This is a genomic window from Phycicoccus flavus (assembly GCF_004025965.2).
Classification (GTDB): Bacteria; Actinomycetota; Actinomycetes; order Actinomycetales; family Dermatophilaceae; genus Phycicoccus; species Phycicoccus flavus.
The window spans coordinates 19,613-33,888 of the sequence record NZ_SAYU02000007.1; the positions used below are offsets into that span (position 1 = coordinate 19,613).

Consider the following 14,276-nt stretch of genomic DNA (forward strand, 5'->3'; position numbering starts at 1 on the left):
GTGCCCGAAGGACACACGCTCTACGCGCTGGCCCGCGACCTGCACGCGGCCTTCGCCGGCACCCGCCCGGTCGTCACGAGCCCGCAGGGGCGGTTCGCCGAGGGGGCCGCACAGGTCACCGGCACCGAGCTGCTCGGCGCGACCTCGCGGGGCAAGCACCTGCTGCTCGAGTTCGCCGCGGACCGCTTCGTGCACGTGCACCTCGGGCTCATCGGCACCTTCACCGTCGACGAGGGCGACTGGACCGGCGAGGTGCCGGTGGTCGGGCAGGTGCGGATGCGTCTGGCCACCGCCGAGCACGTCGCCGACCTGCGCGGGCCCATCGTCTGCGCGGTCCTCACCCCGGACGAGGTCGCGGCCGTCCTCGACCGCCTCGGGCCGGACCCGCTGCGAGCCGGCTCCGACCCCGCTGCCGACCCCGACCGGGCCTGGCGCCGCATCAGCCGCTCCTCGCGGACCGTGGGCGAGCTGCTCATGGACCAGGCGGTGCTCGCCGGCATCGGCAACGTGTACCGCTCGGAGGTGCTCTTCCGGCACCGGCTGTCCCCGGCGACCGAGGGCAGGCGGCTGCGGCCGCAGTCCTGGCGCCTGGTCTGGGACGACCTCGTGCGGCTCATGCCGCTCGGCGTCGCGACCGGGCGCATCGTCACCGTCGAGGAGCAGGTGGCCGACGTCGAGGCCGCCCTCGGCCGCGGCGAGCGGCCCCGTCTGACGGAGCGCACGTCCTACGTCTACAAGCGCGACGGCCAGGAGTGCGTGCGGTGCGGCTCGCGGGTCCGCACGAAGGTCGTCGCCGGCCGCAACCTCTTCTGGTGCGGCAACTGCCAGCGCCGTCGCTGACGCGGCCGGGGGTCGGTGACACCGCAGCGCGCGGCTGGTAGTCAATGACCATGACGAGCGAGGACCCCCACCGCCTCGAGGCCGGGCACCTGCCGACCCCGTTCAGCGCCGACGAGATCCGGGCGGCGACCCCGCAGGGCCGCACCCAGGTCGTCCGGACCGAGCCGCTGGGGGGTGCGGCGAGCACGAGGCGGGTCCGGTACGTCGAGCCCGACGCCGAGGGCGTCATCCAGGTCCGGACCTCGATCGGTGAGGACGGCGAGGACCAGGACGCGCCGGTCCGCGAGCGGGTGACCTGGCGCGACCTGCAGTCGCACGCGTCCTACCCGGCGGACCGCACGAGCCTGGAGCGCGCCCGGCTGGAGCACCCGCTGGGGGACCTGGACTGCGTCCGCTACACGATGGGCGACGGTGACGCGGTCGACACGGTGTGGTTCGACCTCGCCCGTCCGGGCCTGCCGGTCCTGCTGGAGTCACGGCGGGGGTCCGACCTCGTCCTGCGGGTCACCCTGCTCTCCGACGAGGTCGACCCCGGCTGAGGACGACCCCACACCGCACACGGCGCCGGCCCGCCCCCGCACGGGGACGGGCCGGCGCCGTCAGGAGATGGTCGCGGTCGGTGGCGTCAGCGGTAGACCGGCTGCGACTGCGGGTTGAGCTCCCCGAGCCGCACGTCGGCGGCCTTCTTGAGGTTCTTGTCGGTGAGCCGCAGGACGTCGAAGCCCTTCTGGATGTCCGAGCTGTAGACGTACCCGTTGTAGTAGTACGCCGACCAGGTGCCGCCGACGTTCCGCGGCGAGAGCGGACCCCGCTCGAACCAGCCGAGCTCGCGCGGGTTCTCGATGTCGGTGAAGTCCCACAGCGAGACCCCGCCCTGGTACCAGGACTGGACCATGACGTCGCGGCCGTTGACCGGGACGACGGAGCCGTTGTGGGCGACGCAGTTCTCGCTGTCGAACTGGTGGCGCGGGATCTTGTAGTACGACCCGAAGGTCAGCTGGTTGTCCGCGGACAGCTGGTAGATGGCGTTGGCGCCGCGCGTCGGGCCGATCTGCTCGTTGCACGTCGCCGCGCCGCCGCCGCCGAGCTCGTCGGTGAAGACGACCTTGGTGCCCTTCTGGTTGAAGGTCGCCGAGTGCCAGAACGCGAAGTTCTCGGTGTCGGTGACCCGCTCGACGACGACCGGGGCCGCGGGGTCGGAGATGTCCATGATGATGCCGTCACCCATGCACGCGCCGGCCGCGATCTTCTTCGCGGGGTAGGCGGTGATGTCGTGGCAGCCGCTGGTCTGCCCGAGCCCGGTGTCGCCCGGGAACAGGTTCGGCGTCGCGACGACGGCGGCCGAGGCCGGGTCGGCCTTGGGGACCTCGATGATCGAGATGGCGTCGTGCGGCGGCTGGCAGTCCGGGAAGGTCGAGCGCGGCGAGTAGCTCGAGACGTAGATGTAGTCGGACGTCTCCCCGGGGACCAGGGTGTTCGTGTGCGACCCGCAGTCGGTCTCGACGGCCTTGACGTAGACCGGCGCGGTCGGGTCGGAGACGTCGAAGATCTTGATGCCCTCCCACGACTCCTCGATCGTCGCCGACTGGCTCGTCGACGCGCACGAGTCGTCGCTGCGCGAGCTGTCGGTCGAGACGTAGAGCAGGTCGCCGGAGACCGACACGTCGTTCTGGGAGCCGGGGCAGTTGACCTGGCTCAGCGTCTTCGGCTCCGTCGGGTCGGAGATGTCGTAGATGATGAAGCCCTGATAGTTGCCGACGTAGGCGCGGTCACCCTGGAACGCGATGTCGGTGCCGAACTGCCCGGTGAACGGCCCGGTGTGCGGGACGTTCGCGAGGACCTCGATGTTGGCGCTGCGTCCGATCTGGTCCGGGGCGAGGTCGGTGCCGGACAGCCCGACGCCGTCGCCGGCGCTCGCTGCCCCCACTCCTCCACCGAGGACCACCACTGCTCCCGCAGCGACCGCTGCGAGGCGACGGAGTCGTGTCATGTCCATCCTTCCGCTCGGGAGTCGGTGGACCCCTGTCCGGTCCGCCGTCCTCGGGATGGTGCGGACGACTCTGCCCGCAGACTTCTCAGCGGAGGCTCAGCCCGAGGTAAAGACTTGGCAAGAAGTGGGATTCGCCCGTCATCCGGACGGGCGGTCGGCGGGCCGGTCCGCCTACAGTGACGCGGTGCGCCGCCTCCGCCCCCTGACGTCTCCCGCCGTTCGCCGGTCGGCGCTCGTCGTGCCGGCGCTCGTCGTCGGGCTTGCGGGTGTGCTCGGCGGGTGCACCTCGGGTGAGGCGCTCCCGGCGACCACCGCGAGCGCGGGAGACGTCCCGGTCCTCCAGCCGGGGCGCCCCGGCGAGCCCAACGCCACCCTCACCGGCCCCGCCGCGACCCCCGTGACCACCCCGAGCGGGTCGGCGACCGACGTCGGCTTCCTCGAGGACATGATCGCCCACCACGCGCAGGCGCTCGTCCTCGTCGACGCCGTCGACGCGTTCTCCGACACCCAGGTCGGCAGCCTCGCCTCCCGCATCCGCGACGAGCAGGAGCCCGAGATCCAGGCCATGGCCCGCACCCTCGAGGGCTGGGGCGAGGCCGTGCCCCCCGAGGCGACGAACCCGCGCCTCACCGACCACGCCGACCACGCGGCGATGCCGGGCATGGCGACGACGGCGCAGCTCACCGAGCTCGCGCAGGCCCGCGGGCCCGAGGCCGACCGGCTCTTCCTGCGGCTGATGATCGCCCACCATGAGGGCGCCCTTGCGATGGTCGACGGGCACGCGGTCCACGGGACCGACGCCCGGGTGGGCGAGCTGGCCGACGACATCGTGGCGACGCAGTCCAAGCAGATCGGCCAGATGCGGCAGATGCTCGAGCGCCTCGCCTGAGGACGGTGCGTCGCGGCCCACGCCGTGCTCCCGCCGGCGGCCGGTCCCGCCGCGACTCAGTCGGCCACGAGGGCCCGGACCTCGCCCGCCGCGGCGGCGAACCGGTCGAGGTCGACGTCGCCCATCGGCTGCAGGGCGACGGCGTCGGCCCCGGCCTCGGCGTACCGCCGGACCCCTGCGGCGACGGCCTCGGCGTCACCCCACACCTCGGTCGGCGGGCCGTCGGCAGCGGCGCCGTGCCGCTCGCGGTGCGTGGCCAGGAGACCCTCGGCGTCCGGGCCGAAGGCGCAGGGCAGGAACACGGTGACCTCGGGGGCGCGCTCACGGCCGGCTGCCTCGGCCGCCCGGCGTACCCGCTGCACCACCTCGTGCAGCCGCTGCGGGGTGTAGCCCCCGGGCACGACGAGCCCGTCCCCGAGCTCCCCGACGAGGTCCAGCGTGCGCGGGCCCTCCCCGGCCAGGTGCAGGGCGACCGGCCCGGCCGGGGGCCAGGCCAGGCGGACGCCCTCCAGCCGCACGTGACGGCCCGACACCGACACCTCCTCGCCGGCGAGGAGCGACCGCAGCGCCTCGGTGTACTCGCGCAGCAGGGTCAGCGGGGAGGCCGCCCGGGCACCGACCTGGTCCATCCAGTCCTGGACCCCGTGCCCGAGCCCGGCGACGAGCCGGCCGGGATGGACGCGCTCGAGCGTGGCGACCTCCATCGCCGTGAGGGCGACGTTGCGCAGCGGCACGGGCATGACGCCGAGCCCCACCGCGATGCGCGAGGTGGCCCCGAGCGCCAGCGCGGCGGAGGCGACACCGCCCTCGCAGAAGCAGTCCTCCCACAGCCACAGCTGGTCCAGCCCCGCGGCCTCCGCCGCGCGGGCCGCGGGGACGAGGGCCTCCGGCGGGCGGTCGGGCAGGAAGATCACGCCGAGTGTCGTCATGGGTCGCAGTGTGCCCGCCGGCACCGACATCCGCGCCGGGCTGGCCCCGACCGCGGGGGGACGGGCCGCCCGGGCCTGTACGCCCTGGGCGAACGCGGAACACCGGCCGCGGCCGGAGGCGTTCATCTCCTCGACAGGACGTGTCACCGTGACCCTTGGACAACGGGGGGTCACCGTCAGGTGGCGCGACTAGCATCGAGGTGACTCGACGTCAGGAGTAGCACCATGTTCGAACGGTTCACCGACCGGGCCCGGCGCGTGGTCGTCCTCGCGCAGGAGGAGGCCCGCGGCCTCAACCACAACTACATCGGCACCGAGCACATCCTCCTCGGCCTCATCCACGAGGGCGAAGGGGTGGCCAGCAAGGCGCTCGAGAGCCTCGGCATCAGCCTCGAGGCCGTCCGCGAGCAGGTGCAGGAGATCATCGGTCAGGGCCAGCAGGCCCCCACCGGTCACATCCCGTTCACCCCGCGGGCCAAGAAGGTCCTCGAGCTCAGCCTCCGCGAGGCGCTGCAGCTCGGCCACAACTACATCGGCACCGAGCACATCCTCCTCGGCCTCATCCGCGAGGGCGAGGGTGTGGCGGCCCAGGTGCTCGTCAAGCTCGGCGCCGACCTCTCGCGGGTGCGCCAGCAGGTCATCCAGCTCATCTCCGGCTACCAGGGCGGCAAGGAGGGCGCGGCGCAGGGCGCCGGGGCCCCCTCCGGTGGTCCCGCCGAGGGCACCCCCGCGGGGTCGCTCGTGCTCGACCAGTTCGGCCGCAACCTCACCCAGGCCGCCCGCGAGGGCAAGCTCGACCCGGTCATCGGGCGCGAGAAGGAGATCGAGCGGGTCATGCAGGTGCTCTCCCGCCGCACGAAGAACAACCCCGTCCTCATCGGCGAGCCCGGCGTCGGCAAGACCGCCGTCGTCGAGGGCCTGGCCCAGGACATCGTCAAGGGCGAGGTGCCCGAGACCCTCAAGGACAAGCAGCTCTACACCCTCGACCTCGGCGCGCTCGTCGCCGGCAGCCGCTACCGCGGTGACTTCGAGGAGCGGCTGAAGAAGGTCCTCAAGGAGATCCGCACCCGCGGCGACATCGTCCTGTTCATCGACGAGATCCACACCCTCGTCGGGGCCGGTGCGGCCGAGGGCGCCATCGACGCCGCGAGCATCCTCAAGCCGATGCTCGCCCGCGGTGAGCTCCAGGTCATCGGCGCGACGACGCTCGACGAGTACCGCAAGCACATCGAGAAGGACGCCGCCCTCGAGCGTCGCTTCCAGCCGATCCAGGTGGCCGAGCCAACGCTCGCGCACGCCATCGAGATCCTCAAGGGCCTGCGCGACCGGTACGAGGCCCACCACCGGGTGTCCATCACCGACGGCGCGCTCGTCGCGGCGGCGAACATGGCCGACCGGTACGTCAACGACCGCTTCCTCCCGGACAAGGCCATCGACCTCATCGACGAGGCCGGAGCGCGGTTGCGCATCCGCCGGATGACCGCTCCGCCGGACCTGCGCGAGTTCGACGAGCGGATCGCGTCCGTCGTCCGGGAAAAGGAGTCGGCCATCGACGGCCAGGACTTCGAGAAGGCCGCGCGCCTGCGCGACGACGAGAAGAACCTGCGGAACGAGAAGGCCAAGCGCGAGGCCGAGTGGAAGTCCGGCGACATGGACGTCATCGCCGAGGTCGACGAGGAGCTCATCGCCGAGGTCCTCGCCGCGTCGACGGGCATCCCGGTCTTCAAGCTGACCGAGGAGGAGTCCAGCCGCCTGCTCCACATGGAGGACGAGCTGCACAAGCGGGTCGTCGGCATGGACGACGCCATCAAGGCGCTCTCCCAGGCCATCCGCCGCACCCGCGCCGGCCTCAAGGACCCCCGCCGTCCCGGTGGCTCGTTCATCTTCGCCGGCCCCACGGGCGTCGGGAAGACCGAGCTGGCCAAGACGCTCGCCGAGTTCCTCTTCGGGGACGAGGACAGCCTCATCCAGCTCGACATGTCCGAGTACAGCGAGAAGCACACCGTCTCGCGGCTCTTCGGCTCCCCGCCCGGGTACGTCGGCTACGAGGAGGGCGGACAGCTCACCGAGAAGGTGCGCCGCAAGCCCTTCTCCGTCGTGTTGTTCGACGAGGTGGAAAAGGCGCACCCGGAGATCTTCAACTCCCTTCTCCAGGTGCTCGAGGACGGCCGGCTCACCGACTCCCAGGGTCGGATGGTCGATTTCAAGAACACCGTCATCATCATGACCACCAACCTCGGGACCCGGGACATCTCCAAGGGCACGCTCGGCTTCTCGGCCGGCCCCGACAGCCGGTCCGACTACGACCGGATGAAGGCCAAGGTCACCGACGAGCTCAAGCAGCACTTCCGTCCGGAGTTCCTCAACCGCGTCGACGACACCATCGTCTTCCCGCAGCTGACCCAGGCGGAGATCGTCCAGATCGTCGACCTCGAGATCGCGAAGCTCGACACGCGGCTCAAGGACAAGGACATGGGCATCGAGCTCACGCCGGCCGCCAAGAACCTGCTGGCGACCAAGGGGTACGACCCCGTGCTGGGCGCCCGGCCGCTGCGCCGAACCATCCAGCGCGAGATCGAGGACGTGCTCTCGGAGAAGATCCTCTTCGGGGAGCTGAAGTCCGGCGAGATCGTCGCGGTCGACGCCCAGGGCGAGACCAAGGACGACTCGTTCACCTTCAGCGGCATGCCGCACAGCCGGGGCATCGAGCTCCCGGTGGTCGCGGCCGAGGCCTCCGAGGGCTGAGCAACCTCCGGCGGCCGACGGCCCCCGACCCCACGGTCGGGGGCCGTCGGCGTGTTCCGGGCGTGGGCGCCGCGAGTGTGATCCCGGTGAGTTTTCCCACGACGAGAATTGCGGGGGACGGTCATTCCGACAAAGCCGTCCTGAGGGCCCGGAGAATGGCAACCTTTTGCCAGTCTCTTAACAAGTTTTGACTGTTCCTTTACCCACCCGAGAACGGTCATGACCGACACTGTTTAACGCAAGGGCCTCCGGGGCCTCTTGCACGCGGCCCGCCACCACCCCTGCGGTGGCGGGCCGTCCCCATGTGCGGGCCACGCCTGGACTCCACCGGTCGAGGTTGCGTCCCCGCGCGGACGGGCGCCCGGTGAGCGGCCGGGCGCGGGCTAGAGTGCCGAGGTGCCGAGCCCGGACCCGCACCAGCCCCCACCCCTCCCGGACGGCATCGTCATCCGCCCGGCCCGTCCGGCCGACGTGCGGACCGTCCGCTCCCTCGTCGCCCCGCTCGCCGAGTCCCGGGTCCTCCTGCAGAAGGAGGCGGTCTCGTACTACGAGAGCGTGCGCGACTACGTCGTCGCCGAGCAGGACGGTCGCCTCGTCGGCTGCGGCGCGCTGCACGTCATGTGGCAGGACCTGGCCGAGGTCCGCACGCTCGCGGTGCTCCCGGAGGTCGCCGGGCGCGGGCTGGGGTCGGCCATCCTCGAGCGGCTCGTGGAGCAGGCCCGGGAGCTCGGACTGCGCCGGCTGTTCTGCCTCACCTTCGAGACCGACTTCTTCCGGCGCCACGGCTTCACCCCCATCGACGGGCAGGCCGTGAGCCACGAGGTCTACGCCGAGCTGCTGCGCTCCTACGACGAGGGGGTCGCGGAGTTCCTCGACCTCGAGCGGGTCAAGCCCAACACCCTCGGCAACACCCGCATGCTCCGGGTGCTCTGATTCACGCGAGCTCGGGCTGCTACGGGCCGCCGTGGCCGGACACCGGCAGCCCCGGGGCCCCGGTGGGGTCGGGCTCGTCCGGTCCGGTCCGTCCCGCAGGCGTCGGGGCGCCGGGCCGACCCGCACGCCCGCCTCGGACCCGGCGGCGGACGAGGACGACGACGAGCCACACGACGCCCAGCAGCACGAGCACGGCGCCCAGCGGCAGCCCGAGGCCGAGCGGCAGCATCCATCCGCTCCGGCCGGCGACCTCGTCGGCGGCGGCCTGCGCCTGCGCGACCTGCCCGTCGTCGAGGAGGCTGACGGCCTCGGCGGCCCGGGCGTCGACGTCGAGCAGGTGGGCACCCAGGGCCGTGAAGGGGTCGGGATCGGCGGCGGCGAGGTCGCGGGCGGCGGCGACGCTCTGCAGCGCCCCCGCGGCCGCGGGGAGCGTCGACGCGAGGGCGGTGTAGTCGTCCTCGAGGCTCGCCCGCTCGTAGGACCGGCGGACGCTGGGTGGTACCCGCAGGCCGGTGGCCTCGGCGGCCCGCTGCAGCGCCCGGACGTCGTCCGCGAGACCCGACACCTCCCGCCGGACGGCGCGGGCGCGGTCGAAGTCCCACGAGGTGAGGGCGTCGCGCAGACCCTCGGGCGGGAGCCAGGGGCCGTCGCCGCGGTCGACCGCCGCGTACCCGGTGCGCTCCCGGGCCCGCGCCTCCAGCGAGCCCCGCTGCTCGTCGGTGAGCACCCAGGTGGCGAACACCTCGGGTGCCTCCTCCTGGCCGCCCCGGGTCTGGACCAGGTCCAGCCAGTCCGTCCACGAGGTCCGCCCGGCGCTCGGGGTGACGGTGCCGGGCGGGTCGTAGGCGCGCTCGCCGCGGACGCCGGCGCCGACGACCGCCCCCAGCTCGTCGTCGTCCAGCCCGGCCAGCAGCTCGGTCATCACCCGGTGGCTCGCGGGGTAGGCGTAGGCGTCCACCTCCGCAGCCCGGGTGCCCGCTCCGCCGTCCCACGCGTTGAGCGGCACCGCCCCCTCGTCGGTGGGCGAGACCGGTCGCTGCTCGTCCGGGGTGCCGCCGGTGGCCGCGACCGTGCGGTCGGCGACGACCTGGGCCAGGCCCTCGTACAGCCAACGCTCGTCGAAGCGGTCGCCGGACAGCCAGGCGTGCGAGAGCTCGTGGTAGATGAGGTCGGCGTCCAGCTGCTCGCCGACGACGATCTCCTCGCCCGTCGGGTCGTACCAGCCGTCGTAGCCGCGCAGCGAGGGGGCGGCGTCCTCACGGATGCGCTGCAGCTCGCCCGGCCACGGGCTGTCGACGAGGCGCTCCAGGACCGGCAGCCCGGTGGTCACCCGGTCGGCGACGAACGAGGACCACTGCCGGTCGTCGGGGAAGGACTCGAGGATGAGCGAGAGGTCCTCGACGTCCACGAGCCGCTCCCGGCTCTGCTCGGGGTCGCGCAGCGAGACGACGGCCCACAGCCCGCCCTCGAAGGTGTTCGCGGTGGCGGTGTAGGTGGAGGTGGGTCCGCCGGTGCCGCCGTCGAACCCGTCCGTGGTGCTCGTGAAGGTGAGGTCCGTGGGCGCCACGACCTCGACGCGGTTGCGGCCCGGGTCGCCCGGCCCGTAGACGACGAAGGTCGCGTAGCCGGGACCCATCCGCGTCTGGTCGGCGGAGCGCGGGGACTCGCCGGTGATGTCGAAGGTGAGGACGATGCGCCGGGTCTGGGCGTAGGTGAGGTCGGGGAAGGAGATCCGGGCCAGGGCGATGCTCGGGTCGTCGGTCCCGCTGGTGCTCACCGAGAGGTCCTGGTCCCCGCTGCGCGCCCGGACCTCGGTCGAGCTGCGCGGCACCGGCACGGCGTAGGCGTCGTAGTAGTACTGGAGGACGCCGCCGTCCCGCTCGGTGGTGGGGCTGACGTTGCGCAGGTCGAGGGTCATCGTCGCGTGCACCGCCCGGGCCGGCGCGTCGTACTCGTAGCGGCTGACGGCGGTGACCTCGAGGCCCTCGACGCCCTGAGCGGGGGCGGCGGCGACCAGGGCACCCGCCGCGGTGAGGCCGGCGGCCAGCACCGCCCCGACGACGCGACGCAGCATCGTCGTCATGGGCCCTCCCCGTGCGTCGACCGGCGTCCGGCACATGCTAGGCGCTCGCCGCCCGCTCCGCCGGTGGACCGGGACCTCCCGCGGCGCCCGCACGCCGTGCCCCGAGGGCGCGCACCGCACCCGTCGGCCGGTCGGTGGTCCGGCGGGTCAGCTGGCCTTCTTCTCGCTCTTCTTCTCGCTCTTCTTCGTCGCCGTCTTCTTGGCCGCCGAGCTCTTCGTGGTGCTCTTCCTGGCCGCGGTCTTCGCGGTGCTCTTCTTCTTCGCCGTCGACGTCTTGGCGGCCGTCTTCTTCGTGCCGCCCTTCGACGAGGAGCCCGTCGACGAGGAGCCCGTCGACGACGAGCCCTTCGACGACGAGCCCTTCGACGAGGAGGAACCGGCGGACCCCGAGCCCCCCGAGGACTCCCCCCGCGAGGCCTTGGCCTTCTCGACCGACCGGGACAGGGCCGCGAGCAGGTCGACGACCTCGCCGCCGTCCTCCTCCTCGACGGCGCTGACCCGCACCTCGCCGCCCTCGACCTTGGCGCGCACGAGCTCCTTGACGGCGAGGGCGTAGTCGTCCTCGTACTCGTCGGGGTCGTAGTCGCCGGCGAGCTGGTCGATGAGCATGCGCGCCATGTCCATCTCCTGCGTCGAGGCGTGCTGCTCCTCCTCGACGTGCGCGAAGTCGGCGGCGCGGACCTCGTCGGGCCAGAGCATGGTCTGCATGACGATGACGCCGTCGCGCACCCGCAGCACCGCCATCGTCATCCGGGTGCGGATGGAGACGGTGACGATGGCGACCCGCTGCTCGGTCTCGAGGGCGTCGCGCAGCAGCACGTAGGGCTTGGTGGCGGACTTGTCCGGCTCGAGGAAGTAGCTCTTGTCCAGCCACATCGGGTCGATCTGGTCGGCCGGGACGAACTTCGTCACGCCGATCTCCTTGGACGTCCTCGAGGGCAGGTCGGCGAAGTCGTCGTCGGTGAGGACGACCATGTCGCCGTCCTCGGTCTCGTACCCCTTGGCGATGTCGTCGTAGCTGACCTCCTCGCCGTCGATCTGGCACACCCGGCGGTAGCGGATGCGGCCGCCGTCCTCGCGGTGGACCTGCCGGAACTGCACGTCGTGGTTCTCGGTGGCCGAGTACAGCCGCACGGGCACGTTGACGAGGCCGAAGGAGACCGCGCCCTTCCAGATCGCGCGCATCGGGTCACGTCCCTCTCACCTCGGCCCGCCCGCCGGGGCTCGGCGGCGGCTGCTCCGGTGCCCAGCGTAGGCCGGTCGGCCCCTCGCGGGGGAGCCCCGCGAGGGGACGTGCCCGGCGCACCGGCCGGGCCGGGTCAGGGGCCGGCGGCGAGGACGGCGAGGACGAGGGCGTCGAGCGGGTCGGGGAGGTCGTCGGGGTCCAGGCGCGGCGCCAGCGCGGCGGCGAGGCGGGCCTTGCGTCCGGAGCCGGACCCGGCGAAGCGGTGCAGCCGGTCGACGACGTGCCGCCTGCGCCACTGCGGCATCCGGGAGAAGGACGCGAAGGCCCCGAGCTCGCCCATGGCCGCGAGCCCGTCCAGCACCCGGTCCGGGCCGAGAGCGCGGATCAGCAGGTCCTCGAGGTCGCGCTCGCAGACGAAGACGCCGTGCCGCGCGAGCTCGTCGGCGGTCTCGGCGTCGCGGCCGAACCGGCGCAGGGCGCGGACGGCGACACGCTGCTCGTCGGCGTCGAGGAGGGTGAGGACCCGCCGCGACGGGCCGCCGTGCCGCTCCAGGCACCGGGGGAGGTTGGTCACCCCGCCCATCGGGAGCACGTCGGCGACGGCGCCGCGCGAGGCGAGGACGTACCGGACGAGGACGGCGTCGCTCTCGCCCTCGACGAGCACGACCGGCGAGGTCCCCGCCCCGCCGGCCTCGCTCGTCTCCCCGTCCATCCCGTGACGCTAGCCCGCTCCCGCGCGGGTCGGGTGCCGGAGTGGTCGCCGGGGCGACCGGATGAGCACCCCACCCCGGGATCGGGCGGCAGGATGGGCGCATGCGCCCGATGCTCGCGACCGCCGCGGACCGCCCGCCGGCGGGCCGCGAATGGGTGCACGAGGTGAAGTGGGACGGCATGCGCGTGCTCGTCGACGTCCGGGACGGCCGGGTGAGCGTGACGAGCCGCACCGAGCGGGACGTCACGGCCGCCTTCCCCGAGCTCGACGGGCTCGCCGGGACCTACGAGGACCTGCTGCTCGACGGCGAGGTCGTCGCGCTCGAGGACGGCCTTCCGAGCTTCCACGCCCTCACCGAACGGATGCACGTGACCAAGCGGCGCCAGGCCGAGCGCCTGGCCGGCACCCGCCCGGTGACGCTCATGGTCTTCGACCTGCTGCGGCTCTTCGGCCAGGACCTCACCGGCCAGCCGTGGACGGCGCGGCGGCGCCTGCTCGTCGAGCTCGACCTCGCCGGCCGTGCCTGGCAGGTGCCGCAGGTGCACGACGACGGCGCGGCCCTGCTCCAGGTCACCGCCGACGAGGGGCTCGAGGGCGTCGTCAGCAAGCGCCGCTCGGCGCGGTACCTGCCCGGGCGTCGCTCGCCGGACTGGCGCAAGGTCGCGCACCGGCGCACGTACTCGGTCGTCGTCGGGGGCTGGCGCGCGGAGGCCGGCTCCGGCGCGTCGTCGGCGGGCCGGCTGGGCGCGGTGCTCGTCGGGCTGCCGGACGGCGCGGGGGGCTGGCGGTACGCCGGCCGCGTCGGGTCGGGGCTGGCCGGGTCCGCGGGGACGGCCCTGCTGCGACGGCTGCGGCGGGACGAGAGCGACACCCCGCCGTTCTCCGACGTCGTGCCGCGCCCGGACGCCGACGGCACGACGTGGGTGGAGCCGCGGGTCGTCGTCGAGGTCCGCACCCTCATGCTCACCGCCGACCACCGGCTGCGGCAGCCCACCTACCTCGGGGTGCGCAGCGACCTGGACCCGGCCGAGCTGCAGGAGGTGCCCCATGGCGGCTGAGCGCCACGAGCCGCAGGTCACCCGGGTCGAGGTCGACGGCCGGCGCCTGAGGCTCACCAGCCTGGACAAGGTGATGTACCCGTCGACGGAGACGACCAAGGGCGAGGTGCTCGACTACTACGCGCGCGTCGCGGGGGTCCTGCTGCCGCACCTGGCGGGCCGGCCGGTGACCCGGGTCCGCTGGCCGCACGGCGTCGAGGACCAGCAGTTCTTCGAGAAGAACCTGCCCTCCGGCGCGCCGTCGTGGCTGCCGCGGGTCGCCGTCGACGACGTCACCTACCCGCTCGTGCCCGGCCTCGCCGAGCTGACCTACCTGGTCAACCTCAACTCCCTCGAGCTGCACGTCCCCCAGTGGACGGTGACCGAGGACGGCGAGCCCGAGAACCCGAACCGGCTCGTCGTCGACCTCGACCCGGGCAAGCCGGCCGGCCTGCACGAGTGCGCCCGGGTGGCCCTGCTGCTGCGCGACCGGCTGGAACGGCTCGGGCTCGAGCTGTACCCCGTGACGTCCGGCAGCAAGGGGATGCAGCTGTACGCGGCGCTCGGCGGCGACCTCGGCTCCGACGACGTGCGCGACCTGGCGCAGCAGCTGGCGCAGGAGATGACGCGGAAGCACCCCGACCTCGTCCTGTGGAAGATGACGAAGTCGCTGCGGCCCGGGAAGGTGTTCCTCGACTGGAGCCAGAACGTCGCGGCCAAGACGACGATCAGCCCGTACTCCCTGCGCGGCCGCGAGCTGCCGTGCGTCGCCGCGCCGCGGACCTGGGAGGAGGTCGAGGCCGGCGCCGAGGACCCGGACGCCCTGCAGCAGGTGATGTTCGAGGACCTGCTCGACCGGCTCGACGAGCACGGCGACCTTCTCGCCGACCTCCCGTAGCCTCGCGGACCGTCCACCGCGGACGCACAGGCGG

Annotated in this window: 12 protein-coding genes; 7 read left to right on the forward strand and 5 right to left on the reverse strand. The window is 73.2% G+C overall.

Features of this window, described 5'->3' with window-relative positions; translation table 11 throughout:
* Together EPD83_RS03600 and EPD83_RS03605 are read left to right on the forward strand one after the other, a co-directional pair.
* A complete protein-coding gene (locus EPD83_RS03600) occupies nt 1-840 on the forward strand; it encodes an Fpg/Nei family DNA glycosylase (RefSeq protein ID WP_128366507.1) in 840 nt (279 codons plus the stop codon).
* A gap of 50 nt (nt 841-890) precedes the next feature.
* The gene (locus EPD83_RS03605; protein ID WP_128366506.1) at nt 891-1,379 is read left to right on the forward strand and encodes a hypothetical protein; all 489 of its coding nucleotides are present in this window, start codon (nt 891-893) and stop codon (nt 1,377-1,379) included.
* 86 nt (nt 1,380-1,465) lie between these two features.
* Here EPD83_RS03605 and EPD83_RS03610 read toward each other — a convergent pair whose 3' ends face one another.
* The gene (locus EPD83_RS03610) at nt 1,466-2,830 is read right to left on the reverse strand and encodes an LVIVD repeat-containing protein (protein WP_322095767.1); all 1,365 of its coding nucleotides are present in this window, start codon (nt 2,828-2,830) and stop codon (nt 1,466-1,468) included.
* 184 nt (nt 2,831-3,014) lie between these two features.
* Between EPD83_RS03610 and EPD83_RS03615 the strand changes: the two genes are divergently transcribed.
* Entirely contained in the window at nt 3,015-3,719 is a 705-nt protein-coding gene (locus EPD83_RS03615) for a DUF305 domain-containing protein (RefSeq protein ID WP_165566213.1), read from the forward strand.
* A 56-nt stretch (nt 3,720-3,775) separates the two neighbouring features.
* On the opposite strand, the gene EPD83_RS03620 is transcribed toward EPD83_RS03615, so the two are convergent.
* Entirely contained in the window at nt 3,776-4,648 is an 873-nt protein-coding gene (locus EPD83_RS03620; protein WP_165566214.1) for an LLM class flavin-dependent oxidoreductase, read from the reverse strand.
* A 225-nt stretch (nt 4,649-4,873) separates the two neighbouring features.
* On the opposite strand from EPD83_RS03620, the gene EPD83_RS03625 reads away from it, so the two are divergent.
* Together EPD83_RS03625 and EPD83_RS03630 are read left to right on the forward strand one after the other, a co-directional pair.
* Nucleotides 4,874-7,393, forward strand: coding sequence for an ATP-dependent Clp protease ATP-binding subunit (locus tag EPD83_RS03625; RefSeq protein WP_128367294.1), 2,520 nt, complete (start codon nt 4,874-4,876; stop codon nt 7,391-7,393).
* A 396-nt stretch (nt 7,394-7,789) separates the two neighbouring features.
* Entirely contained in the window at nt 7,790-8,326 is a 537-nt protein-coding gene (locus EPD83_RS03630; protein WP_128367830.1) for an amino-acid N-acetyltransferase, read from the forward strand.
* A gap of 19 nt (nt 8,327-8,345) precedes the next feature.
* Here EPD83_RS03630 and EPD83_RS03635 read toward each other — a convergent pair whose 3' ends face one another.
* The 3 genes from EPD83_RS03635 to EPD83_RS03645 form a co-directional block, all read right to left on the reverse strand.
* Nucleotides 8,346-10,409 carry a hypothetical protein gene (locus EPD83_RS03635; protein ID WP_128367829.1) on the reverse strand — a complete coding sequence of 688 codons (2,064 nt, stop codon included), beginning with the start codon at nt 10,407-10,409 and terminating at the stop codon, nt 8,346-8,348.
* 147 nt (nt 10,410-10,556) lie between these two features.
* Nucleotides 10,557-11,594, reverse strand: a complete 1,038-nt coding sequence (ku, locus tag EPD83_RS03640; protein WP_165566215.1) for a non-homologous end joining protein Ku — start codon at nt 11,592-11,594, stop codon at nt 10,557-10,559.
* 134 nt (nt 11,595-11,728) lie between these two features.
* Nucleotides 11,729-12,307, reverse strand: coding sequence for an ATP-dependent endonuclease (locus tag EPD83_RS03645; protein WP_165566216.1), 579 nt, complete (start codon nt 12,305-12,307; stop codon nt 11,729-11,731).
* Nucleotides 12,308-12,408: 101 nt separating this feature from the next.
* On the opposite strand from EPD83_RS03645, the gene ligD (EPD83_RS03650) reads away from it, so the two are divergent.
* Both ligD (EPD83_RS03650) and ligD (EPD83_RS03655) read left to right on the forward strand, forming a co-directional pair.
* Nucleotides 12,409-13,365: a non-homologous end-joining DNA ligase gene (gene ligD / locus EPD83_RS03650; RefSeq protein ID WP_165566217.1), complete on the forward strand. Its 957-nt coding sequence runs from the start codon at nt 12,409-12,411 to the stop codon at nt 13,363-13,365.
* Nucleotides 13,355-14,242 carry a non-homologous end-joining DNA ligase gene (gene ligD, locus EPD83_RS03655; RefSeq protein ID WP_128365483.1) on the forward strand — a complete coding sequence of 296 codons (888 nt, stop codon included), beginning with the start codon at nt 13,355-13,357 and terminating at the stop codon, nt 14,240-14,242. The genes ligD (EPD83_RS03650) and ligD (EPD83_RS03655) overlap by 11 nt, the downstream gene beginning before the upstream one ends.
* Nucleotides 14,243-14,276 lie beyond the last annotated feature (34 nt).

Bases quoted from the DNA above. Each gene is read 5' to 3' on its own strand.
- EPD83_RS03605 (WP_128366506.1), top strand. From the start codon at position 891: ATGACGAGCGAGGACCCCCACCGCCTCGAGGCCGGGCACCTGCCGACC.
- EPD83_RS03610 (WP_322095767.1), bottom strand. From the start codon at position 2,830: ATGACACGACTCCGTCGCCTCGCAGCGGTCGCTGCGGGAGCAGTGGTG.
- EPD83_RS03620 (WP_165566214.1), bottom strand. From the start codon at position 4,648: ATGACGACACTCGGCGTGATCTTCCTGCCCGACCGCCCGCCGGAGGCC.
- EPD83_RS03625 (WP_128367294.1), top strand. From the start codon at position 4,874: ATGTTCGAACGGTTCACCGACCGGGCCCGGCGCGTGGTCGTCCTCGCG.
- EPD83_RS03635 (WP_128367829.1), bottom strand. From the start codon at position 10,409: ATGACGACGATGCTGCGTCGCGTCGTCGGGGCGGTGCTGGCCGCCGGC.
- ku (WP_165566215.1), bottom strand. From the start codon at position 11,594: ATGCGCGCGATCTGGAAGGGCGCGGTCTCCTTCGGCCTCGTCAACGTG.
- EPD83_RS03645 (WP_165566216.1), bottom strand. From the start codon at position 12,307: ATGGACGGGGAGACGAGCGAGGCCGGCGGGGCGGGGACCTCGCCGGTC.
- ligD (WP_165566217.1), top strand. From the start codon at position 12,409: ATGCGCCCGATGCTCGCGACCGCCGCGGACCGCCCGCCGGCGGGCCGC.
- ligD (WP_128365483.1), top strand. From the start codon at position 13,355: ATGGCGGCTGAGCGCCACGAGCCGCAGGTCACCCGGGTCGAGGTCGAC.